This window comes from Hymenobacter koreensis, assembly GCF_039541855.1.
Classification (GTDB): domain Bacteria; phylum Bacteroidota; class Bacteroidia; order Cytophagales; family Hymenobacteraceae; genus Solirubrum; species Solirubrum koreensis.
On the sequence record NZ_BAABHA010000002.1, the window covers coordinates 1,245,514 to 1,267,503 of the forward strand.

General features: G+C 60.6%; 17 protein-coding genes. 7 read left to right on the forward strand and 10 right to left on the reverse strand.

The window, feature by feature from the left end; genetic code table 11:
• Positions 1 to 16 precede the first annotated feature (16 nt).
• Together ABD903_RS08180 and ABD903_RS08185 are read right to left on the reverse strand one after the other, a co-directional pair.
• Positions 17 to 1,474 (reverse strand): energy transducer TonB, encoded by a 1,458-nt coding sequence (locus ABD903_RS08180; protein ID WP_345222988.1) that lies wholly within the window; start codon positions 1,472 to 1,474, stop codon positions 17 to 19.
• 234 nt (positions 1,475 to 1,708) lie between these two features.
• On the reverse strand, positions 1,709 to 3,985 hold the full coding sequence (locus tag ABD903_RS08185) for a DPP IV N-terminal domain-containing protein (protein ID WP_345222990.1): 2,277 nt from the start codon (positions 3,983 to 3,985) through the stop codon (positions 1,709 to 1,711).
• A 154-nt stretch (positions 3,986 to 4,139) separates the two neighbouring features.
• Between ABD903_RS08185 and ABD903_RS08190 the strand changes: the two genes are divergently transcribed.
• Positions 4,140 to 5,030: a hypothetical protein gene (locus ABD903_RS08190; protein ID WP_345222992.1), complete on the forward strand. Its 891-nt coding sequence runs from the start codon at positions 4,140 to 4,142 to the stop codon at positions 5,028 to 5,030.
• Positions 5,031 to 5,113: 83 nt separating this feature from the next.
• On the opposite strand, the gene ABD903_RS08195 is transcribed toward ABD903_RS08190, so the two are convergent.
• Both ABD903_RS08195 and ABD903_RS08200 read right to left on the reverse strand, forming a co-directional pair.
• Positions 5,114 to 6,625: an OmpP1/FadL family transporter gene (locus ABD903_RS08195; RefSeq protein ID WP_345222993.1), complete on the reverse strand. Its 1,512-nt coding sequence runs from the start codon at positions 6,623 to 6,625 to the stop codon at positions 5,114 to 5,116.
• A gap of 44 nt (positions 6,626 to 6,669) precedes the next feature.
• The gene (locus tag ABD903_RS08200) at positions 6,670 to 8,001 is read right to left on the reverse strand and encodes a hypothetical protein (protein ID WP_345222995.1); all 1,332 of its coding nucleotides are present in this window, start codon (positions 7,999 to 8,001) and stop codon (positions 6,670 to 6,672) included.
• 193 nt (positions 8,002 to 8,194) lie between these two features.
• Here ABD903_RS08200 and proS point away from each other — a divergent pair, with 193 nt between their 5' ends.
• Positions 8,195 to 9,670 carry a proline--tRNA ligase gene (gene proS / locus ABD903_RS08205; RefSeq protein WP_345222997.1) on the forward strand — a complete coding sequence of 492 codons (1,476 nt, stop codon included), beginning with the start codon at positions 8,195 to 8,197 and terminating at the stop codon, positions 9,668 to 9,670.
• A gap of 112 nt (positions 9,671 to 9,782) precedes the next feature.
• Here proS and ABD903_RS08210 read toward each other — a convergent pair whose 3' ends face one another.
• The 3 genes from ABD903_RS08210 to ABD903_RS08220 all read right to left on the reverse strand — a co-directional run bounded on the left by ABD903_RS08210 (position 9,783) and on the right by ABD903_RS08220 (position 11,330).
• On the reverse strand, positions 9,783 to 10,028 hold the full coding sequence (locus ABD903_RS08210) for a hypothetical protein (protein ID WP_345222999.1): 246 nt from the start codon (positions 10,026 to 10,028) through the stop codon (positions 9,783 to 9,785).
• Between the two features lie 58 nt (positions 10,029 to 10,086).
• Positions 10,087 to 10,662: a DinB family protein gene (locus ABD903_RS08215; protein WP_345223001.1), complete on the reverse strand. Its 576-nt coding sequence runs from the start codon at positions 10,660 to 10,662 to the stop codon at positions 10,087 to 10,089.
• 62 nt (positions 10,663 to 10,724) lie between these two features.
• Positions 10,725 to 11,330, reverse strand: coding sequence for a Crp/Fnr family transcriptional regulator (locus tag ABD903_RS08220; protein WP_345223003.1), 606 nt, complete (start codon positions 11,328 to 11,330; stop codon positions 10,725 to 10,727).
• Positions 11,331 to 11,488: 158 nt separating this feature from the next.
• Between ABD903_RS08220 and ABD903_RS08225 the strand changes: the two genes are divergently transcribed.
• Positions 11,489 to 11,953: an NfeD family protein gene (locus tag ABD903_RS08225; RefSeq protein ID WP_345223004.1), complete on the forward strand. Its 465-nt coding sequence runs from the start codon at positions 11,489 to 11,491 to the stop codon at positions 11,951 to 11,953.
• A 113-nt stretch (positions 11,954 to 12,066) separates the two neighbouring features.
• Positions 12,067 to 13,068, forward strand: coding sequence for a flotillin-like protein FloA (floA, locus tag ABD903_RS08230; RefSeq protein ID WP_345223007.1), 1,002 nt, complete (start codon positions 12,067 to 12,069; stop codon positions 13,066 to 13,068).
• 91 nt (positions 13,069 to 13,159) lie between these two features.
• Here floA and ABD903_RS08235 read toward each other — a convergent pair whose 3' ends face one another.
• A complete protein-coding gene (locus tag ABD903_RS08235) occupies positions 13,160 to 15,223 on the reverse strand; it encodes an OmpA family protein (protein ID WP_345223008.1) in 2,064 nt (687 codons plus the stop codon).
• Between the two features lie 234 nt (positions 15,224 to 15,457).
• Between ABD903_RS08235 and ABD903_RS08240 the strand changes: the two genes are divergently transcribed.
• The gene (locus tag ABD903_RS08240; protein WP_345223010.1) at positions 15,458 to 17,503 is read left to right on the forward strand and encodes a hypothetical protein; all 2,046 of its coding nucleotides are present in this window, start codon (positions 15,458 to 15,460) and stop codon (positions 17,501 to 17,503) included.
• Positions 17,504 to 17,578: 75 nt separating this feature from the next.
• Here ABD903_RS08240 and ABD903_RS08245 read toward each other — a convergent pair whose 3' ends face one another.
• Entirely contained in the window at positions 17,579 to 18,403 is an 825-nt protein-coding gene (locus ABD903_RS08245; protein WP_345223012.1) for a hypothetical protein, read from the reverse strand.
• 115 nt (positions 18,404 to 18,518) lie between these two features.
• Here ABD903_RS08245 and ABD903_RS08250 point away from each other — a divergent pair, with 115 nt between their 5' ends.
• On the forward strand, positions 18,519 to 19,496 hold the full coding sequence (locus tag ABD903_RS08250; RefSeq protein ID WP_345223014.1) for an isopenicillin N synthase family dioxygenase: 978 nt from the start codon (positions 18,519 to 18,521) through the stop codon (positions 19,494 to 19,496).
• Positions 19,497 to 19,740: 244 nt separating this feature from the next.
• Positions 19,741 to 20,982, forward strand: a complete 1,242-nt coding sequence (chrA, locus tag ABD903_RS08255; RefSeq protein WP_425555425.1) for a chromate efflux transporter — start codon at positions 19,741 to 19,743, stop codon at positions 20,980 to 20,982.
• 85 nt (positions 20,983 to 21,067) lie between these two features.
• Here chrA and rfbA read toward each other — a convergent pair whose 3' ends face one another.
• The gene (gene rfbA / locus ABD903_RS08260; RefSeq protein WP_345223016.1) at positions 21,068 to 21,946 is read right to left on the reverse strand and encodes a glucose-1-phosphate thymidylyltransferase RfbA; all 879 of its coding nucleotides are present in this window, start codon (positions 21,944 to 21,946) and stop codon (positions 21,068 to 21,070) included.
• Positions 21,947 to 21,990 lie beyond the last annotated feature (44 nt).

The window sequence follows — 21,990 nt, forward strand, 5'->3', positions numbered from 1 at the left end:
CAAACGCCGTAAGGGGCTAGCGTAACTTGGCCAGGGAAGTTTCCAGGTCGGCGAGGGTCGTTTCCTGAAAGTCCAAAGCCTCGGTGTGCTCCTGCCCCGGCACTAGTTCGCGCAAAGCCAGGTAAGGCGTGCCGTTGGTAAACCGCAGCCCTACCAGCCAGGCCCGTTGCTGCGAAGGTGCCTGCGCGAAAACGTACTGCCCGTTTTGGGCTTCGCCCGTAAGCACTGCCGCGGCGCCGGGGTATACGAGGCGCACAGAGGTGTGCTCGTCCGGCTCCTGGGCCACAGTTACGGCGGTGTGGTTGGCCGTTCGCCAGGGGCGCAGCCACGTTAGCCAGCCCAGCTGCGCACTGGCATAGCCGCGGGCGCTTGGTTTGATGGCGTCTTCGTCGGGCTCTACGTCGTTGGGCACGATTTCGCCGGGGGGTAGGGTGCTGTCGGTGGAAGCAAGCAGGCCTTCGTCGGTGTTAAAGCGAATGGGCACCGTCATTTTCACTTTCACGGCTCTACCGTCGCGGTAGCCGGGCGTCCAGCGGCCGGAAGTGTAGCGTAACACCCGCAGCACTTCTTCGTTGCAGCCGTTGCCCAGGCCGCGCACAATTTTTGGGTTCACCACCTCGCCGTTTTCGTCTACCACAAACGAAGCCAGCACCAGGCCTTTAGTGCCTTTCCGCAGCGCGGCATCGGGGTAACGCACCAGGCTGTTGAGGTCGGCGGTACCGTTGCGGAAACCGGGCATGGGATACGCCCGGCTATACACCCGATCGGAGGTGAGCATGGCGGGCGCCGCAGCAGCCCAGCGCACGGGCTGGTTGCGGCGGGCTTGCCCGTGGTACAGGGTCAGTGTTGGCTGAATGGGGGTTTCTTCGGGTAGCTCAATCTGTAGGGCCGTTCCCTCGGCTAGTTGCAGCACTTTGTTGCCGGTGGTGGCCCGAACCAGCAGCATGCCCGCGGTCTGCTGGGGCATGCCGTCGGCGGCCACGCTCACGTGATTCGACAGCAACAAATCGGCCACCGAGTAGCACTCCTTCAGCTCTACCCACACTTGGCCCGTAACGGGCTTTTGGCGCTCATCCACCAAGGCATTAGCAGGAATGCGCACGATGGTTCCCTCGCGGCCGCGTACTTCGGCGCCCGTGGTGGGGTCGATGCGGAAAAACTCACTGGCTTTCAGGGTCAGGTCGAAAAGCCGGGCATCTGCAGGGGGAGCAGCGGTATCGGGCTGAGCACTGCGCTTTATGGCGGAGTAACGCACCAAGGGCGCACCCGCGCGGGTGCGGCGGGCCAGGCGATGCCAGGTAGTGCGGGCTGCTGCGGGTAAGGTATCGGCGGCTACTTCGTCGGCGCTGGCTACTGATTCGGTAACAGCGGCAGGAGCCGGGCGTTCGGTTTGGGCTGCGTTTTCGCGCTGGCATGCAATGGCACCCAACCCGATCAACCCCAAAAGCCCCACGATGAGTCGATATGTACGCATGGAAGGCTACTACGTAGAAAGCTTCCTGAAGGAACGAGTAACCTTGGCTATTTCGTATACTTTTTTGTTTTTTATTTGAGTATCAAGTCCAAATACTGTCAGTAAAGGTCAAAAAGACGAAACAGCACCTCCAAAACCCAGCCGATTCGGAGCTCTGCCAGGGTGGCCTTTAAGCAGAAAAAGCCCCGCCCGGCAGCGTGCCGAACGGGGCTTTTAAATCGCAGCAAGACCTTATTACAGGTTCGCCAGCACGAAGTTGGTCATCTGACGGTACAGGTGCAGGCTGGTATTACCACCCGAAATACCGTGGTTCCGGTTCGGGTAGTACAACGTTTGAAAGTCCTTGTTTTCCTTCACCAAAGCGTCCACAAAGTCCACGGAGTTCTGAAAGTGCACGTTGTCGTCGCCGGTGCCGTGCACGAGCAGGAACTTGCCTTTGAGCTTGGCCGCGTGCTGCACAGGCGAGTTGTCGTCGTAGCCTTGGGGGTTTTCCTGCGGGGTTTTCAGGTACCGCTCGGTGTACACGGTGTCGTAGTAGCGCCAGTTGGTAACGGGCGCTACCGACATACCCATCTTGAACAAGTCGGCTTCCTTGGTCATGCACAGGGCCGTGAGGTAGCCGCCGAAGCTCCAGCCCCACATGCCAATGCGGGCTTTGTCGACGTACGGCAGTGTGCCCAGGTATTTGGCGCCTTCGCCCTGGTCAATGGTTTCGTACTTGCCCAGGTTGGCGTACGTGGCTTTGCGGAAGGCCGCACCACGCCCCGACGAGCCCCGGCCTTCTACCGACACAATGATGTAGCCTTTCTGGGCCAGCATCTGGTACCACATGTAGCGGCCGAAGCTGCTGCCGCCGCCCGCGTTGTCGAGCACAGTTTGGGTGCTGCCGCTGCCAAAGCTAGGGCCGCCGTAGCAATACATCAGCACGGGGTACTTCTTGCTCGCGTCGAAGTTGGCGGGCTTGATCATCCAGCCGTTCAGGTCCAGGCCTTCGGATGTTTTGAAGGTAAAGAACTCGAACTTGCCCAAGTCGTACTGCCCGAGCGTCTGCCGCAGCTTGGCATTGTCTTCCAGCACCTTAACCAGCTTGCCACTGCCCTCGCGCAGGCTTACCACGGCCGGTACGCCAGCCGAGGAACGGTAGTTCAAGAAATAGCGCGTGTCGGGGCTCATGTTCACCACATCGGTACCGTTGCCGGCTTCGCTGATGCGGGTTTTGTTTTTACCGTTCAGGTTTACGCGGTATAGGTGGCGTTGCAGCGCCGAGGCCTCGGTGCTGGTGAAGTACACCACGCCGGCCTTGGCATCGAAGCCGTTGATCTGGCTGATTTCCCAAGGGCCTTTGGTGAGCTGCCGCACCTGCTTGCCGTTCATGTCGTGCAGGTAGAGGTGCTGGTAGCCGTCTTTTTCGCTGGTGAAGAGGAACTGCTTGCCGCCGGCGAGGTAGCGCAGGTCGTCGTTCACCTCCACGTAAGCCTTGTTGGTGTCCGTCAGCACTACTTTGCTTTTGCCGGAGGCGGCATCGGCGTGCAAAATCTCCAGCTTGTTCTGCAAGCGGTTCAGGCGCTGAATGCTGAGCAGGTTGGGTGTGGCCGTCCACATCACCCGCGGAATGTACTGGTCGGCTTCGGGGCCCACGTCCATTTTGGTGGCGCGGCCGGCGGCCACATCGTACACCGATATGCTCACTACCGAGTTTTTTTCGCCGGCTTTCGGGTACTTAAAGCGGTAATCGGTGGGGTAAAGCTTGCCCCACACCTGCATGTTGTACTCGGGTACCTGGCTTTCGTCGAAGGTGTAGTAGGCCACCTGCCGGCTGTCCGGCGACCAGAAGAAGCCCTGCGCGAAGCCGAATTCCTCTTCGTACACCCAGTCGGCCGAGCCGTTAATGATTTTGTTGAACACGCCGTCGGTGGTTACGGCGCGTTCCTGCATCGTAGCCAGGTCGGTAATGTACAGGTTGTTGTCGCGCACAAAAGCCACGCGCTGGCCGTCGGGCGAGAACGTGGCGTAGCTCTGTTTGCCGCCGGGGCTCAGGGCCACCAGCTTGCGCGTGCCGCGGTCGTATACGAAGAAGTTGGCCTTCGATGAGCGACGGTAAATCGGTTCGCTACCGGTGGTCAGGAGCAGTTTCTGCTCGTCGGCGTTGAAGTCGTACCCATCCACGCGGATGGCCTGGTCCTGGCCCACAGGTTTGAGGTCGGCGGCGGGCACCAGGGTTTTTACGGCTGCGCCGGTGGTAACCTCGTGCTGCACTACTTCGCCGCCCACGAGGGCCGAGTAGTAGCGGCCGTCCTGCATCCAGTTAAAGCCCTGTACGCTGCGGGCCGCAAAGGTGCCTTTCTGCCACACGTCTTCGAGGGTAATGGCCTGGCGCTGCTGCGCCACGGCGGAAGCGGGGGCCAACAGGGCCGTAGCCGGCAAGGAGCTGCTCAGCAGCACGGCCAGGGCCAGGCGGCGGGTCGAGGAGAGAAAAGAGGTTTGCAACAATGTTTGACGGGGGAAAAACATGCAGAAAAAGCAATTAACGCCGTTAAAGGTACACAAAGCCGGCAGCCTACCCAGCACTCCGCACGGGGCCGGGGCGGCTGTCCACCGCTTCGCCAGACCAAAGCGCGGCCGCCGCTTTTTGTTCGCGCCCTTTCCCCGACCTTTGCCCGTAGCTATGCACTTGTTCCGTTCTTTTTCGCTGCTTACGGCGTTTACAGCCCTGCTCGGCTGTGGCAAAGACGCGCCGCCCTCGCCGCGGGTCGATTTGGTTTCTACCGGCCGGTTCCAGACCAGCAGCCGCGTAGTACCGCCCGGCGACACCCTCACCACCCGGGTTTTCGCCGATACGCCCGACAAAAACGCGCCGCTGCGCCGTTTCCGGATAACGGTGCAATACGGCGAGAATGATTCCATACCCGTACTCACGTACCTGGATTCTACGCTTTCCACCCAGGAGTTTATCTGGGACAACAGCTTCGTGGCCAGCACCAACTCGGGCCGGGAAATTTGGCGCTACCAAGTCACCGATACCGAAGGCCGAACCGCCATGCGTCAGTACCGCCTCGTAGTGCGTCAGCCCGATTCGGCCCAGACCTGGCACTCCTATACCACCGTGTTGCAGCCGCCAAGCACCGTAAGCAGCCGCGCTATTCTGCCTACTCGCCGCGGCAATGCCCTTCCGCCCCATGCAGCCAGGCAGCCCGAGTTTCAACGGCTAATCGACATTTTGTTCGTGCCAAACGCCGCTGGCGCCCCCACCCTGGCCTCCCCTACCGACGCCGCCGCCCGCACCAATCCCGTGCTGGGCGTAAATGCCTGGAGCGTCAGGCGTGCTACCGGCATTAAAATAGCCGCCCTTTCCATTGACCAATTCAACCAGGCCAACTCACCGGCCAGCATTGAGGCGGGAGTAGCAGCGGGTTCGGCGCTGGGCACGCGTACCGGCGCCCTCGCCAAAGATCAAATTGTAGCATTTCGCACCCAGGAAGGCCGCCCTGGTCTGATACGCGTAACCGAGGTTACGGCGAGAGGCAACTTGGTGCTGAACGTGAAAGTTGTGCGCTAAGGCCCGTCTTTCCCCTTGCTTTAACGCCAACGGGCGGCTTTCTCTCGAAAGCCGCCCGTTGGCGTTTACTGGTATTGCCGTCCTTAAAACTGCACGCCCAAGGTAACGGTGGTAGTAAAGCGGTTGTTCTGTACTTGAACCCGCGGCTGCAGGTCGCTGGCCAGGGTATAGGGCTGGTAAAAGCGGTCGGACTTGGTGTATACGCCGGCCAGATCCAGGAAGAGGTTTTTCTGCCGCAAGCCTACGCCACCCGTGAAAAACTGCTGGGTGCGGTCGAAGTCGCTGTTGGCGAACGGGTCACCGTAGCGGGCGTAACCGGCCCGCACCCGAAACACATCGAAACGGCCCTCGGCGCCCAGGCGAACGTTTACTGCCGGGCGGTAATTCTCTTCGATGGCTTGGTTCTCGATATCGAAATTGTCGTTGAAGTCGTCGTTAGGATCGTCCTGCAAGCGGGCCGATGAATAGTCCACGTACTCCACGTCGCCGGAGAAGAAACCATACTTGCCCGCTACCACGGCCACGCCGCCGGAGGCCCGCCACGGGGTATTGAGGCGGTACGAAAACTCGCCGGGCTCAATGGCTACGTTCTCGCCGGCCGTGGTTTGGTTGTTCGTCAGCCGCAAAGCCGGACTGAACGTGGTTCTAAGCGAAGTGGTGTAGGAAATCGTCTGGGAGCCGAACGTGGGCGTATGCACCGTAGCGCCCAGGCGTACCCAATCGGAGAGGCGGTAAATAGCACCAATTCGCAGGTTTAGGGCACTCCCCCTGAACTGGTCCTCGTCGCGCTGGGTGAGGCTGTTAAACGAAGTGGTCGGGTCGGCGTCGGTTTCCGTTAACTCGCGGGTTTCGTTGTAGCGCGTGGTTACAATGCCCAGCGCGCCGCCCAGGTATAACTTGTCGCGGTAGCTGGCGCCGTAAGCAATATCGAACTGCGTTTGTGCGCCCGAGCTGGTTACTACCCCGCTTTGGGTGATAACGCCGGCTCGTTGGAGCGCAGTGGGAATGTACACTTCCCCGTTCGCCCGCACATTGGTAATCAGCGCCCCGTAAGCCAGGGCGTCCAGGTCGTAGTACTGGTCCCGGTCGTATTGGCGGAAAATGGCCGTTGTATCGATGCGTGGCTCCCGAAACCGCTGATACACCGACGCACGGTCGTCAACGGCACCGCTGTAGCGGAACTGGGTGTTGAAATCGTTGGTGCGGGTAAACCCAATGCCCAGCGCGCCGCTGCGCCAGTCGGAGGTGTGGTCGTCGTCGGGGAGGCGGTTGGCCAGCACTACCGCCAGATTGGCCACGTGCAAGCTGTTGCGCTCATCCGAAACCGAGGTACCTAAGCCGCTGGTCTTGGTATTGGCAAGGCCGAAGCCCGGGGTAAACGTAAACTCTGAACGCTGAAAAAGACCCAGCCCGGCGGGGTTGCCGCTAAGGTTCCCTACATCGGCTCCAAGCGCAGTGGTGGCTCCGCCAATGGCCTGAGTACGGGCCGAGCCGCCGAATTGCGTGCGTGAAAAACGGAGGGCATCGGCTTCGCTCTGGGCAAAGGCGTGGCTAGCCAGACCCAACAGGGCCAGCGCAAAATAATAGCGTTTCATGGCTGAAGAGAATCTATAAGTACCAGGGGCCTTGCTAAACGACCCTATTGAACACGACCTCGGCCACGTGAACCGCCCGAGCTGCTGCCACCGGAGTTGCCTCCGCCGTAGTTACCGCCGGAATTACTGCGCGGCGCCTCGTACGAACGGCTGGGGGCCGCCTCGTAGCTCCGCTCCCGGCGGGCCGGACGCTCGTACTGCTGGGGCTGCTGCACCGGTTGCCCGCCACCATCAGCTACCCGCTCCCGACGTGGCCGGGTGTAGGTTTCCTGCGGTGCGGCCTCCTCGGCATTCTGGGTTACCCGGTCGGGACGGCCCGTGTTAAACTGCTCTTTGGTAACACGCTCGGGCTGATTGCCAGTGCGTACACCCCCGGTTTCGGGCACTGCCTCGGTGTCTACAATGCGGTAGAGACGGCCGCGGCCCGGACCCGTGGCAGGTTGCTCCTGGGTTTGGGTTACGTTGTCGAGGCGGGTGTTGCGGTCGGTGGCAATGGTTTTGCCGCCACCGGTGCCGGTCGTCTGGTTATCTTCAACCACCCGCGGACGGCGCGGATTTACCACCGGGCTAGAGCCGGAGTTCGACCCGTTGGTTAGGTTGCCATTACCGGTAACCACGCGGCCACCCAGGTCATCGGTTCTTGGGCGGCCACCGTTGGAGCGGCCGCCACTGTTCAGGGCCTCGTTGTTACGCTCGCGGCGCGGGCCGTAGTTCACGTTGCGCCCACCGTTGCGGTAACCGTTCCAGCCGAAGCCGTTGCCGTAATACCCGGGGTTACCGTACATGCCAGCGTAGTAGCCGTCGTAAAAGCCGTTGCGGTAGCCACCAAAGCCGTAGCGGTACGGCCGGTAGCCCCACGGGCCACCCCACCCGTAGCCGAAGCCGATGCTGATATTTACGCCGCCGTAACCGCCCCAGAAGGGGTCGTAAAAGCCACCATAGCGCGGGCCGTAGTAAGCGGGAAAGCCGAAGGCATCGTAGCCGTAAAACGCGGCGGCCGGGTTGTACCAGAACGGATCGACGTAGGCAAAATCGTAGTAGCCCATGCCCAGGCCGCGGTAATACGGCTGGTGGAAGCGCCGGATACGCGCCGAATAGCTGTAATCGTCGTCGTAGTACTCGTCGGAAGTACGGCCACGGGCCGACGAACGACGGTCGTCCTGGTACTCGGGGTTATCTACCGCGTTAGGGTCGTCGGAAGCAGCTACGTCACCCACCGAGCTGCCGGTAGAGGCCGTCACGACTTCCGTGGTGCGGTCCTTAGAGGAATAATAAACGCCGTCCGGCTCGGTGGTAGCCAAACCGGAAGTGCCTGCGCAACCGCCGAGCGTGAGCAAGGCCAGGGCGGGCAAAAGGGTGGTTGAAATGGGTTTCATGGCAGGCGGACGCGAAAAGGTAGAATCGATAGGCGGAGAGAAAGGCCCAAAACCGGCCGTAACCTCCCCAACCAGCTAGGGCGTAATGCTCCGGTTTAATAACGTATTTTTGGCCCCAAACGGTGCCCTTTTGTAGTACTCAAATCTTGTACCACTTCCGGGAACCATTTTACTTTCTCTAAGATACTCCAACATGAGCAAACAGTTGCCCAAGCGCAGCGAGGATTATTCCCTGTGGTACAACGAGTTGGTTAAGCGGGCCGGCCTGGCCGAAAACTCGCCCGTGCGCGGTTGTATGGTTATCAAACCCTATGGCTACGCCATTTGGGAGAAGATGCAGCGCACCCTCGACGACATGTTCAAGCGCACCGGCCACCAGAACGCTTATTTTCCGTTGCTGGTGCCGCGCAGCATGTTTGAGGCCGAGGAGCAAAACGCCGAAGGCTTTGCTAAAGAGTGCGCCGTGGTAACCCACTACCGCCTGCAAACCGACCCCGATAACCCCGGCAAGCTGCGCGTGGATCCCAATGCCAAATTGGAAGAGGAGCTAATCATTCGCCCAACCTCGGAGGCCATCATCTGGAGCACGTACAAAAACTGGATCCAGAGCTACCGCGACCTACCCCTGCTCATCAACCAGTGGGCCAACGTGATGCGCTGGGAAATGCGCACCCGCTTGTTTCTGCGCACCGCCGAGTTCCTGTGGCAGGAAGGCCATACGGCCCATGCCACCGCCGAAGAGGCCGTGGCTGAAACCCGTCAGATGCTGAACGTGTACGCCGAGTTTGCCGAAGAGTGGCTGGCGCTACCCGTGGTGAAAGGTGTGAAAACGGAATCGGAGCGCTTTGCGGGGGCCCTGGACACGTACTGCATCGAAGGTATGATGCAGGACGGCAAAGCATTGCAGGCGGGCACCTCGCACTTCCTTGGTCAGAACTTCGCCAAGGCTTTCGACGTGCAGTTCGCCAACAAAGACGGCCAGCTGGAGCACGTATGGGGTACCTCCTGGGGCGTGAGCACCCGTTTGATGGGCGCTTTGGTAATGGCCCACTCCGACGACGAAGGCCTGGTGTTGCCGCCCAAGCTGGCGCCCATTCAGGTAGTGATTGTGCCCATTTACAAAACCGGCCAGCTCGACGAGCTGCTGGAGCGCATTCGTCCCATCCAAATGGGCTTAATTGAGCGCGGCATTTCGGTGAAGATTGACGACCGTGACACCGAGCGTCCCGGCTTTAAGTTTGCCGAATGGGAGCTGAAAGGTGTGCCCGTACGCATTGCCGTGGGTGCCCGCGACCTGGACAACGGCACGCTGGAAGTAGCCCGCCGCGACACCAAGGAGAAAATGAACCTGCCGCTGGCCGACATCGTGAACAGCGTGGACACGCTGCTGACCGATATTCAGCAGAACATTTACCGCAAGGCTTACAACTTCCGCGAGGAAAACACCACCCGCGTAGATAGCTACGACGAGTTCAAGCAGGTACTTAACGACAAGGGTGGTTTTGTGGTGGCCCACTGGGACGGCACTGCCGAAACCGAGAAGCGCATCAAGGAAGAAACCAAAGCCACCATCCGCTGCATTGCCCTCAATGAGCCCGATGAAGACGGCGTGTGCATGGTAACCGGCCAGCCAAGCAAGCGCCGCGTGTACTTTGCGCAAGCTTACTAGACCACAGATTTCGGCGGATTCATCGGATTGCGCGGATTCTGTAGTCGATTGACAGCCAGAGCCCGGCCGCAGTAGTTGCGGTCGGGTTCTGGCTTTTTGCACAATACTTAAACTACTGAGCGGCTTCTATGGCGGCGGTAAGCTCTTCGTCGGAAAGATTTTCGAACCAGTCTTTGCCTAGCTCTAGGCGTACAGTTTGCGCGCCGCCTGTGGGCGTGCACACCACGGGCACGGCGCCGCCGGTGGTTTCGCTGCGTTCGGCGGCCTCGGCGGCCACGGTGCTATCTACACCGGTATAGGCTTGCACGCAGGCCCAAGTGGTGTTGTGCGTATCGGTTACTTCGCGTTGTTGCATCATGCCCTGCCGATACGCAAAAAAGCGGCTTTGGATGGATTGTCGCCCGCCAACCAAGGGCTTACACCATCAGCACTGGCGCCGTTACCTGGGCGTGTTGGGCCGCCCGCTGCGCTTGCTGCATGTGCCGCTCTTCGTGCAGCACCACAAACTCTAATGCCTCGCCGGTGCGCAGCTTCAGCAGCTTAAAAAACTCCACGGGTACGGCTTTCTGATTAAGGTCGGCCGCCTGGGCATTGGCGAGAAGCGTAAGCAGTTCCTGCTGGTGCTGCAGAAACTCATCGAGCACGCCGCGGCTGAGGCGGCTGCCGGCGGGGTTCATGTGTTTCACAGTTTTGCTGGCTTTGCCGTTGCCGGGCCGCACAATGTCCAGGGACTTGCGGCCGAGCCAGCTGTAGCGCACCTCGGCCGCCTCCGAAACCGGCTGACGGGCCGGCTGCAGGGCTTGGGCAAAGGCCGGGTTGTAGTAGCGGCTGTAACGGTTCAGGTGTTCCAGGCACTCCAGCACGCTCCAGCTCTCGGGGCGGGCTTTGGCGTTCAGCACCTCGCTGCTCAGCGGTTTTAACTCGGTTTCGACGACGGTTTGCAGGCGGCGCACGGCGGCTTGCAGGTTCTGAAGAAGAGCGTTGGTTTTCATAGCGTTTCGTTTCTACAAATGTCAGCGCCCCCGCAAAGCCGCGCCTTGATTGGAATCAAGATTTAGCGCAGCCGGCTGAGGGTTTCCGGCGTCATGCGCAGGTAAGAGGCAATGTATTTTTTGGGAATGAGCTGGAACAGCCGGGGGCTGCGGGTGCGCACGCGGTCGAGGCGCTGCTGGGGCTCGGGCAGCAGCAAGTCAATTTGCCGCTCGATCTGGCCCAGCACGGCGCGCTCCATTTCCATGCGCCAGAACCGCCCGAAGTTGGCGTTGGTATCGAGCAGGTTCAGCCAGTCGGCGCGGTTCACGGCCACCAGTTCGCACTGCTTCAGGGCCTGAATGCAGTAATCCGACGGCTTGCCGCCCATAAACGACGGCACCGAGCACACCATGGTATTAGCGTAAGCAAAGCCCACGCAAATATCCTCGGCGGCCGTGGGCAGGTAAATGCGCAGCGTGCCATCGACCACGAAATACAGGTGCTGCTCCATTTGGCCTTCGCTGATGAGAAAGTCGTGGCGGCGCAGCGTTATCTGGCGTTTCCAGAGCGGCAGCATCTGCTCGATGTCGGCGGGCGTTAGGTAAGGCACCTGGCCCATCATGGCAGCCAGCATAACAAGGCCCGGTGAGTTGGAATCGGGCACGGTGGCGGTAGGGAAATTCAGCATAAAACGGGCGTCAGCCGGCAGAAAACCAGGCAAAGCGTGGCGGCTGATCGGAATATATAGCCGCATCACGGGCTAATCTGTTTCTTTGAGGCGTATATTTTCAGTAGTCACTCCGGCGGGAGCGGCTAACTTCCTCTTTCGCAAACTTTTCCTTTGTTATGGACTGGCTGCTGATTGTCGTTTTGCTGCTCTTCGGAGCGTTGTTTCTGGTGGCCGAAGTGCTCCTGATTCCGGGCACAACAATTGTGGGCCTGGCTGGCTTCGTGCTGCTTACCGTGGGCATCTGGCTCAGCTACCGCGACCTGGGCCCTACCACCGGCCACGTGCTCCTGTCGGCTTCCGTGCTGCTCGTGGCCGTGGTGGTCTGGATTGGGCTTCGCCCGCAGTCGGTCAACCGCTTTGCCCTTACCACCCGCAACACCGCCCGCGTCGACGATGTGCGCCGGCCCGATGTGGAGCTTGGCCAGATCGGCCGCACGCTGTCGGCGCTACGGCCGGCAGGCACGGTGCTTTTTGGCGAGGAGCGCCGCGAAGCCACTACGCAAGGTGAGTTTGTGGAATCTGGCGCGGCCGTGCGCGTGCTACGCATCGACCAAAACCGCATTGTGGTAGCAGCCGCGTAGGCTTTTTACCAAGAACTGCAGTGCCTTGCGGCCGCAGTTGCCCACCTCGCTTCGGGCTGCGGCGCACTACTTCGGCCAAAATGCGCTAACTACGGCCGTCAACCCCCACCATTATGGATTTTCCGCTACTGCCCGTCATACTAGGTGCCGTCCTGCTCCTGGTGTTTCTGTACTTTTTCCCCATCAGCCTTTGGATTACGGCCATCTTCTCCGGCGTGCGGGTGGGGCTGTTTCAGCTGGTGCTGATGCGGGTGCGCAAGGTGCCGCCCTCCCTCATTGTAAACTCGCTGATTACCTCCACCAAGGCCGGCATGAACCTGACGGCCAACGATTTGGAGACACACTACCTGGCCGGCGGCAACGTACCTACGGTTATCAAGGCCCTGATTTCAGCCGATAAAGCCGGCATTCCACTCTCGTTCAACCAAGCCACGGCCATCGACCTGGCTGGTCGCGACGTGTTTGAGGCCGTTACCACATCGGTAAACCCAAAGGTGATAAACACGCCCAACGTGGCGGCCGTAGCCCAGGATGGCATTCAGCTTATTGCCAAAGCCCGCATTACGGTGCGCGCCAACATTGCGCAGCTAGTGGGCGGCGCCGGCGAAGAAACCATTCTGGCCCGCGTGGGCGAAGGCATCGTAACCAGCATCGGCTCTTCGATTTCGCACAAAGAGGTGCTGGAAAACCCCGACAAAATTTCCAAACTGGTGCTGCAGAAGGGCTTGGATGCCGGCACAGCCTTCGAAATTCTCTCCATCGACATTGCCGACATCGACATCGGCGAAAACATTGGCGCCAAGCTGCAAATCGACCAGGCCAACGCCGACTTGAAAGTGGCCGAAGCCAAGGCCGAAGAGCGCCGCGCCATGGCAGTGGCTGTAGAGCAGGAAAACCGCGCTAAAACCCAAGAAGCCAAGGCCCGCGTGGTAGAAGCCGAGGCGGAAATTCCCAAGGCCATTTCGGAAGCTTTTCGCAGCGGCAACCTGGGCGTGATGGACTACTACAAAATGCGCAACGTACAGGCCGACACCGACATGCGCGACTCCATTGCCAACCCCGGCGGCCAGAACAGCGCCACCAAGCCCGGCCGCGACGAGCAGCGTCTTACGTAACCGCGCCCGCCACCGCGCCACGTCCCTAACGCAACAGCCCGCCTCCGGTACCGGAGGCGGGCTGTTGCGTTAGGGATAGGACAGTTGCGTATTATTTCTTGGTAATCACAAACTCCACGCGGCGGTTGAGTTTGCGGGTGTCTTCCTGGTCGTTGCTGCCGATGGGCTTGGTGTCGCCGAAGCCTTCGGTGGTGATGCGTGTGCCGGCAATGCCTTTGCTCACGAGGTACTTCTTCACCTCGTTCACGCGGTCGATGCTCAGTTTCAGGTTCAGGGCCGGGTCGCCCTGGTTATCGGTGTGGCCTTCCAGCTTAATTTCTACCTGCGGGTAGTTTTTCATGATGCTCACCAAACGGCCCAGCTCGGGGTAGGAGTTTTCGCGCAGGTAGTAGCGGCTCTGCTGGAAGAAGATGTTGTTAAGCTTGATCTTCTGGCCCACCTGGAACGGAATCAGAAACAAGTCCTGGGTTTCTTCGGAGTAGGTGCGGCGGTCGGTAATGTCAAGGTTCTGGTCTTCGGCGAGGTAGCCTTTGGCATCGGCGCGGTAACCGTAGTGGGCGCCCACGGGCAGTACAATGGTATAGCTGCCATCGGTGGGATTGGTTTCGGCCACACCCACTTCCTCGCCGGTAATCAGGTTCTCGTAGCGCACGGTGGCCGCCACGGGCTTTTTGGTTACGGCATCGAGCACGCGGCCGCGCACCAGTGCCACTACCTCGGGACGGTTTTTAGGCGTGAGGGCAATGCGGAAAATGTCGCGCGAGCCGTCGGTTCCGTTGCGGTCCGACACCAGGTAGGCGTCGTCGCCGGCGGCGGAGAGGGTAAAGTAAGCGTCGTCGGCGGGCGAGTTAATGCTGGGCCCGAGGTTGCGCGGCTTGGTCCAGTTCGTCCAGGTATCGTCGAGGCGCTTGCTGTAGAAAATGTCGCTTTTGCCGTAGCCCGTATGGCCGTCGGAGCCGAAGTACAGGGTTTTGCCGTCGGAGGCCAGGAAGGGCGCAAACTCGGCCTTCTTGGTGTTGATGTTGCCGCCCAGGTTCACCGGCCGGCTCCAGGAACCGTCGGGCTGGCGCAGGCTCACATACAAGTCCTGCTGGCCCTTGCTGTCCTTGCGCTCCACGGCCATCAGCAGCTGCTTGCCCGAGGTGGTCATGAAGAAGTCGACGTTTTCGGGGTCGTCGTTGTAGAAATCCTGAATGTTCAGGTTCTCGGGCTGGCTCCAGCCGGAGGTGCGACGCCGCGACATGCTGGCGCCCTTGGGGTCGAGCGAACCATCGGGCAGGTAGCGGTTGATAAGCAGCGCCGAGCTGCCGTCGGCCGATACCGAGGCCAGGCCATTGGGGCCGGGCGTGTTAACCGGGGCGCCCAGGTTCTTGGCCGGGTTCCAGGCTTTGGTTTTGGGGTTGGCCAGCGTGGAATACCACACGTCCTGCCCGTCTTTACCGCCGCCCACGTTACCGGGAGCGTACTGCCGGGCAAAGAACAGGGTGCGTCCGTCGGGCGAAATTACGGGCCGTACTTCGGTAAACTTGGTATTCACGTTCGGGCCGAGGTTCACCATGGCCGAGTCGAAGGCCACGGCGCCGTCTTCGCTGGCGGCCGTGGGCACCGTACGGAAGTCCTTTTTCACCATCACGTCGGTTACGTCGGCCATGCCGATGGCGTCGATCTGGTTCACCCCGTTCACCTTGGCCGTGTTCATGGTCACCACAATGCCAATGGTGCGGAAGGTGCCGGGGTTAAACTTAACCTGCAGCGTGCGGAAGATGTCGGGAATGGGGCCGGGGTTATCGTTTTTGTACACCTCGTGCCTTTCGCCGCGGGTGTCCACCAGCTCGATGCGGATAATGGAGCCGGGGTTAAAGTTTTCCACCACCGTTACCTGCCGGGCCACGAGGGACTTGGCAAACTTGACTTCGATGAATTCCTTGGCTCCCTCTTTTTTTGGAATCCAGGCGTCGTTGCTGATTTGGCCTAAAGGCAAAGCGTTCGGTTCTCCCAATACTTTTTCGGGCGAAAAGGGCTCTTTGCCCTCGGCTTTCTGCGACGATACCTCTACTATTTTCGAGGCCCAAACGGCGTGTTGGGCCTGTGCGTGGCTGCAAAGTCCGCCCACTATCCCCACGGTAAGGCCCAATGATAGAAGTAGTTTCTGCATGCTTGTGAACAGTGGTACGGGACGGAATGAAGGCTGCTGAGCTTGGCGTAACCCGACCTCTAGACGTCCATAAGTAACGGGAAGTTTCGAAAGGGGGGCAAAGCCAGGCTCAAAATTACGCTTATGCCCTTGCAAAGGCATCACATAAGCGGGTTATGATCAGCCCCGAACGGGCTTGTAAGCGGGGCGCTAATTAACTACTTTGTGTGGCTTCGGGCATATTCCTACTCTTTCATGGGCCGCTTCGCCCGCCTTCTTGTGGTTGTGTTGGCCGGCTGCTGGCTGCTGGCACGCCCGGCCGTGGGGCAGGAGGTAGTGCCTAACGCTCAACCCACCGCTATAACCCCACTTTACGTTCCCGCCGATACTGTGTTGGGGGTGGCGGTACGGGCGCGGCGCGTGGGCGTGAGTACGTACGTTCAGCAAAGCAATACGTACGGCTTGCTGGCCCTGGGTAGCCGCCAGCAGCTGCGCTACCGCTTCCTTTCCGAGTGGGTGTACGACACCCGCGGCCGCCCGCCCTTCGTGCGCGAAGACTACCACGGCGACCTGCTGCACACCTTGCGCCTGAACCGCGCCTGGCACCTGGGCCAGCAGGTGCGCTACGACGAGAACCGCGCCAACCGCATTCGGACCGCTACGTGGCTGGGCCGCGTGGGCTGGCAGAACCGGCTGCGTCCCACCAACGCCGCCGATACCGTTTCCAGCGTGCAGGCCCTCCTGCTGGGCGGCCTGGCCCACGACATGCGCAACGGCATTCAGGACCTGGGCCTCAGCTACGGCGGCGCGCTCATTGCCGTGTTTCGCCCCCTGCCCGGCCTACCCGACCCCGTAAGCCTGCGCCTGAGCGGCACGCGCAGTCATTTAGGGCCGCGCATTTGGGAACGGGCCGTGGCCGACACTTGGTACGAACGCCGCCTCGACGAAAATGCCACCGGCTCGTTGCGCCTGGGCTACCGCCACAACCGCACCGAGGACTACCTTCTGGCCCCCGATGGGCAGGCGGGCAATGTGCAGCGCATTCAGAGCGACACCGCCGCGGCGCAGCTCAATTGGGCGTACCAACTGGGCAGCCAGGCCGCCTTTCGCTCCGACAACACCCTGCTGCTGCCCACCCGCTCCTTCCGCTACCGGCGCGTATTAGCTTCCGCCGATACCATGCAAAACGTGGGCTATCAGCAATACGAGCTCGATACGCGCCAGGAGCTGACGCTTACCAGCGCCAAGCTGCAGGCTCGTGCCCTGTTTGGCTACCACGAGCGCGCCCGTACCTACGCCCTCAACAACAACCGCAACCTCTCCCCCACCCGCCTACGCCAGGCCACCGAGCGGGAACAGATACGGGACATTGTGGAACAAACCACTCAGTGGCAAGGCGAGCTTACGTGGCTGCCCACGCCCAAGCAGGCCATTGGCATTGGCACCACGGCCCAGCTGCTGCGGGTGAACACGCCCAGCAGCGCCAACAACCAGGACCGCGACGAAGCCAGCAACCAGCTGCGCCTGAGCCTAACCTCGCGCTGGCATCCCACTTTCCGTACGTCGCTGGCCATGTGGGGCGAGTATCGGCAGTTCGTGTTTATTAAGGCCGAACAAAGTGCCGAAAACTACACCGACCGCCTGCTGCACTGGGAGCCGGGCTTTACCTGGGCCCCTGGCAACTTCAGCTGGCGTGCCGCCTACCACTTATGGGTGAGCTATCAGGTGCGCGACCGGGCCAGCGAAGCCCTGCGCAACCGCGCCAGCCGTGTGCTGGAGCTGGAGCAACACCTCAGCTACCAGTTCACGCCCAATTGGCTGGCCACCGCCGACTACCAGCGCCGCGAAAACCGCATCGGCCTGCTGCGCTGGCCCCAGTTCCGCGAGAGTCCGCTCGATACCACCATTGTGCACGACCTGAGCGCGGGCATTAGGCGGGGCTGGAACGGCCGGCGCGGCCAAAGCAGCTTGCGCGCCGGGTACCGCTTCCTGGAGCAGCGCACCCACAACCGCGCCGCCCTCATTCCCGACGAAGCCGGACCCACGGCCCTCATTTACCTCCGCGCCTTCACCCGCCAGCACGGCCCCGAGCTGGCCTACGAACGCCGCGCCGGCGCCCTGGCCCTGAGCGGCAGCATTTGGCTGCAAAGCCTGCAAAACCGTTACCGCTACCGCCCCGGCCAAGGAACCTACGTGGGCGCTGGCTACACCGTCGAGGAACTGCGTCGCCGTTCCGACCGCCTGCTGCCCTACTTCGAGCTGCTGCTGGAGTGGCAGGTGCGCCGGGGGAAGCGACTGTAAAGGCAACACCCAGAAAACAGCACCGCCCGCCCTCCTGACGGAAAGCGGGCGGTGACGCAATGCAGCAGAAAGCCCTTACTGAGCCAGCGTAAACGTGCGGGTTACCGAGTTGTAGGGGCCGGGCACCAGGTTGCCGCTGGCGTCTACCAGCTCCAGCTTCACGGTGTTCTGGCCCATGGGCAGGCCTTCCATCATGTAGGGCGCCCACTGATCCAGCATAAACTCAGTACCGTTGATGGTGGCGCGCACCTTGTTGTCGTCGGGCCCGAGGGTGGTGTTCACCAAGTAAAAGTCGAGCATCACCTTCTGAGCGTCTTTGCCGGTGTACTCGCCCTTGGGGCGGCTATAGAACATGTGCTTGCCGGCTAAGTCGATGTTCAGGGGCGTGGCGGGGGCGTTGCCCACGTTAATCACGCGCAGGTCGTAAGCGGTGCGGTGCTTCAGGCTCTCGTGGTAGGAGCGCGAGAGGAACGACAGCACCACGTGCTGACCGTCGGCAATGGGCTTGGTGAACGAGGGCGTGTAGTGGGCCGTGTAGGGCTCGTTGTCCACGATGTTGTGAATGTGCTGGCCCTGGGCCGAGTTGGCCATTTCCTCGCCGTGCTGGTGCCCAGTCATTTTCGTGAGCTGGAAGTTGGTCAGGTCGTAGCTGAAGGGCACAGCGCCGCTTGGCACGGTGGAGTTAGCGGTGGGCGTTTTTAGGCGCAGGCCAGCCGAGGGATATTTCGGCGAGTCGGTAAACGGCGTGAGCCGGATGCCGTTCTTTTCCATAGTGGCGGCGGCAGCGGTGGTGCGTACTTGCTCGGCGGTGGCCGAAGCGGTGTCGGCCTGCTGGCGGGTGGTGTCGCAGGCGGAAAGACCGAGCACGGCAGCGCTCAGCAGCCAAAGGGCTTTTTTCATGGTGGAGGCAGTATGATGGTATTATGCAGCAGGCGGCATCCCTGCACAAAAGTGAATTTTTGAGTACCTTGCCGCAGTACGTAAGGTTTCCCCAAAAGTATATTTTGAATTCGCTATGAGCGAAAAATTGTTGGACGAAATTCCGTCGCTCGATCTTGCGGACTTCCGCTCGGGCGACCCGCAGCGCAAAGCCAAGTTCGTACAGGACCTCGGCGAAGCCTACCAGAACATCGGCTTTGTGGCGCTCAAAAACCACGGTCTGAACGACGAACAGACCCAAACGCTGTACCGCGACGTGCAAGCTTTCTTCAGCCTGCCCGACGAGGTGAAGCAGCAATACGAAAACCCGGAGCTAGCCGGCCAGCGCGGCTACATCAGCAAGGGCAAGGAACACGCCAAGGGCCGCAACACCGGCGACCTGAAGGAGTTCTTCCACGTGGGCCAGGAGGTAGACGACCCGAACGACCCGATCAAAAACGAGTACCCGGACAACATCTTCCCCAAGGAGATTCCCACGTTCCGCGAAACAGCTCTGCAAACCTATAAAACGCTGGAAGCTGCCGGCAAAGACGTGCTGCGCGCCATTGCCCTGTACCTGAAGCTGCCGGAAAACTACTTCGACGACAAGGTACGGAACGGCAACAGCATCCTGCGTCCCATTCACTACTACCCCATCGAGAACCCCGATGCGGTACCGGCCGACGCCGTGCGCGCCGCCGAACACGGCGACATCAACCTGATTACTCTGCTCATGGGCGCCTCCGCCGATGGCCTGCAGGTGAAGCGCCGCGACGACAAGTGGATTCCCATTACCGCGCTGCCCGACCAAATTGTGGTGAACGTGGGCGACATGCTACAGCGCCTGACCAACGGCGTGCTCAAGAGCACCATCCACCGCGTGGTGAACCCCGCCCGCGAAAAAATGAACTCCTCGCGCTACAGCATTCCGTTCTTCATGCACCCGCGCTCCGAAATGAGCCTGGCTGCCCTGGAGCACTGCGTAACGCCCGAAAACCCCAAGAAGGAAGCCGATATTACCGCCGGCGAATTCCTGAACGAACGTCTCATTGAGCTGGGTCTGAAGAAGAAGTAAGATCCTGATCGGACACAGTCTGGTTTAAATCAAGCTGCTCCAATCAGACTTAGTTTTCAGAATAACTTACAAAAGCCCGGCCCTGGCGGCTGGGCTTTTGTTGTTTAGGTAGAGGCTGACGAACGTTTCTTGCCCTCGTAAACTCGCGGCTATCCGTCTCTTTTCGAACCGTTTGGCCCGGCGCAACGGCTTGTTGTGTCGACCGGATTGTGCTTCTTTACAATACTATCCCATTGCCCCACCCGTGCAGCAACAGCCTTTGGAAGCCGACACGCCGGTACAGCTGGCTCCTCCGCCGCGCGGCGTACGCACGCGGCGGGTCCGCGGCATTATTTTCCTGAAGGATGTGGCCGTGCTCGGTTTAACGGCCTTTGGTGGGCCGCAGGCGCACACTGCCATGATGCTGCGCTTACTGGTAGACAAGCGCCGCTACCTCACCTCGGCCGAGCTGCTGGAGCTCATGGCGCTGTGCCAGGTATTGCCCGGCCCCACTTCCACCCAAACCATTACGGCCATCGGGTTTCGGCTGGGCGGGCCCAATTTGGCATACCTCACCCTGCTGATCTGGATGCTGCCCTCGGTATGCATCATGGCTGTGGCGGGCCTGAGCATGAGCTACCTCGACAAAGCCCAGATAGCCCAGGTGGTGCGGTTCGTGCAGCCGGTGGCGGTGGGCTTCGTGGCGTTTTCGGCCTACAAAATTTCCGAGAAGGTTATTCACACGAAAACTTCGGTGGCTCTGCTGGTGGTATCGGCCTGGTCGATGTATTTCTTCCAGGTGCCGTGGGTGCTGCCGCTGCTGCTGCTGGGCGGGGGCTTGGTTACCACGTTCCGGTACCGCAAAATGCCCGTGGTACGCGAGAAGCAGCCGCTGCGCATCGAGTGGGCCAACTTCGTATTATGGCTGGCGGTGTTCCTGGCGGCGGCACTGCTGGGCCATTACACGCGGCTGCTGCCGGTGCGTCTGTTCGAGAATTTCTACCGCAACGGCTCCTTGGTGTTTGGGGGCGGCCAGGTGCTGGCTCCGCTGTTCTACACCGAGTTCGTGGAGTTCAAAGGCTACCTCTCCGGCCCCGAATTCCTCTCAGGCTACGGCCTTACGCAGGCCCTGCCCGGGCCGAACTTCGCCTTTGCCTCCTACGTGGGGGCCCTGGCCATGCGCGACTACGGCATTGGCGGCCAGGTAATAGGAGCGTTTGTGGGGGCAGCAGGCATCTTCATGCCCGGTACCCTGCTCATCTTCTTCCTGATTCGTTTCTGGGACCAGCTCAAGCAATACCGCGTGGTTAAGGCGTCGCTCGAAGGCATTAACGCCGTGTCGGCTGGGCTGGTGTGCGCCGCTACCTTCCTGCTTTACCACCCGCTGCCCGACACCAACTGGAACATGGTGCTGGTGGTCGTTACTTTTCTGCTGCTGCTCTGGGACCGGTTTCCGTCTTACGTATTGGTGTTGGGGGCACTGCTCGCCGGCGCGTTGCTGCCTTAGGGCTTAGCTTCACCGATGTAAAACAGCACGGCGCGCCCGGCTATGGAAGCCGGGCGCGCCGTGCTGTTTTACATCGGTGTACTGACTAGCTGCCGATAACCAATTGCTCGGGCAGATGCAGCAGGTAGTCGCCGTAACCGCTTTTGCGCAGGGGTTCGGCAATCTTACGCAGCTGGTCGGCGTCGATGAAGCCCTGACGGTAAGCTACCTCTTCGATGGAACCTACTTTCAGACCCTGACGCTGCTCAATCACGCGCACAAATTCGCCGGCCTGCATCAGGCTTTCGAAGGTACCGGTATCGAGCCAGGCTGTGCCACGACCCAGAATGCCCACTTTCAGCTTGCCGCGACGCAGGTATTCCTGGTTGACGTCGGTAATTTCGTACTCGCCACGAGCGGAAGGCTTCAGGTCTTTGGCAATCTGCACTACCTCGTTGTCGTAGAAGTACAGACCGGGCACGGCGTAGTTGCTCTTGGGCTGCTTGGGCTTCTCCTCGATGCTCAGCGCCTTCAGGTTATCATCAAACTCCACCACGCCGTAGCGTTCTGGGTCGTGTACGTGGTAGGCATACACCACGCCGCCGTCGGGGTCGTTGTTGCTCTTGAGCAGCTCTTCCATGCCGGCACCGTAAAAGATGTTGTCGCCTAGCACCAAGGCCACTTTGTCGTTGCCGATGAAGTCTGCACCTAGTACAAAAGCCTGCGCCAGACCATTGGGAACCTCCTGTACCACGTACTGGAAGTCACAGCCAAGGTTTTTGCCGTCGCCCAACAGCTTGCGGAATTGCTCCTGGTCGTGGGGCGTGGTGATGATGAGGATTTCACGGATACCTGCCATCATCAAAATCGACAGCGGGTAGTAAATCATCGGCTTGTCATACACCGGCATCAGCTGTTTGCTAACGGCTAACGTGAGCGGGTGCAAGCGGGTGCCGGAGCCGCCGGCGAGGATAATACCTTTCATGGGGAAGGGAGGTCGTTACAACTGCAAAGAACGGTATGCGTGGT

Bases quoted from the DNA above. Each gene is read 5' to 3' on its own strand.
- ABD903_RS08180 (WP_345222988.1), bottom strand. From the start codon at position 1,474: ATGCGTACATATCGACTCATCGTGGGGCTTTTGGGGTTGATCGGGTTG.
- ABD903_RS08200 (WP_345222995.1), bottom strand. From the start codon at position 8,001: ATGAAACCCATTTCAACCACCCTTTTGCCCGCCCTGGCCTTGCTCACG.
- ABD903_RS08240 (WP_345223010.1), top strand. From the start codon at position 15,458: ATGGGCCGCTTCGCCCGCCTTCTTGTGGTTGTGTTGGCCGGCTGCTGG.
- ABD903_RS08225 (WP_345223004.1), top strand. From the start codon at position 11,489: ATGGACTGGCTGCTGATTGTCGTTTTGCTGCTCTTCGGAGCGTTGTTT.
- ABD903_RS08195 (WP_345222993.1), bottom strand. From the start codon at position 6,625: ATGAAACGCTATTATTTTGCGCTGGCCCTGTTGGGTCTGGCTAGCCAC.
- ABD903_RS08220 (WP_345223003.1), bottom strand. From the start codon at position 11,330: ATGCTGAATTTCCCTACCGCCACCGTGCCCGATTCCAACTCACCGGGC.
- floA (WP_345223007.1), top strand. From the start codon at position 12,067: ATGGATTTTCCGCTACTGCCCGTCATACTAGGTGCCGTCCTGCTCCTG.
- ABD903_RS08215 (WP_345223001.1), bottom strand. From the start codon at position 10,662: ATGAAAACCAACGCTCTTCTTCAGAACCTGCAAGCCGCCGTGCGCCGC.
- ABD903_RS08235 (WP_345223008.1), bottom strand. From the start codon at position 15,223: ATGCAGAAACTACTTCTATCATTGGGCCTTACCGTGGGGATAGTGGGC.
- ABD903_RS08190 (WP_345222992.1), top strand. From the start codon at position 4,140: ATGCACTTGTTCCGTTCTTTTTCGCTGCTTACGGCGTTTACAGCCCTG.
- rfbA (WP_345223016.1), bottom strand. From the start codon at position 21,946: ATGAAAGGTATTATCCTCGCCGGCGGCTCCGGCACCCGCTTGCACCCG.
- ABD903_RS08185 (WP_345222990.1), bottom strand. From the start codon at position 3,985: ATGTTTTTCCCCCGTCAAACATTGTTGCAAACCTCTTTTCTCTCCTCG.
- ABD903_RS08245 (WP_345223012.1), bottom strand. From the start codon at position 18,403: ATGAAAAAAGCCCTTTGGCTGCTGAGCGCTGCCGTGCTCGGTCTTTCC.
- ABD903_RS08210 (WP_345222999.1), bottom strand. From the start codon at position 10,028: ATGATGCAACAACGCGAAGTAACCGATACGCACAACACCACTTGGGCC.
- proS (WP_345222997.1), top strand. From the start codon at position 8,195: ATGAGCAAACAGTTGCCCAAGCGCAGCGAGGATTATTCCCTGTGGTAC.
- ABD903_RS08250 (WP_345223014.1), top strand. From the start codon at position 18,519: ATGAGCGAAAAATTGTTGGACGAAATTCCGTCGCTCGATCTTGCGGAC.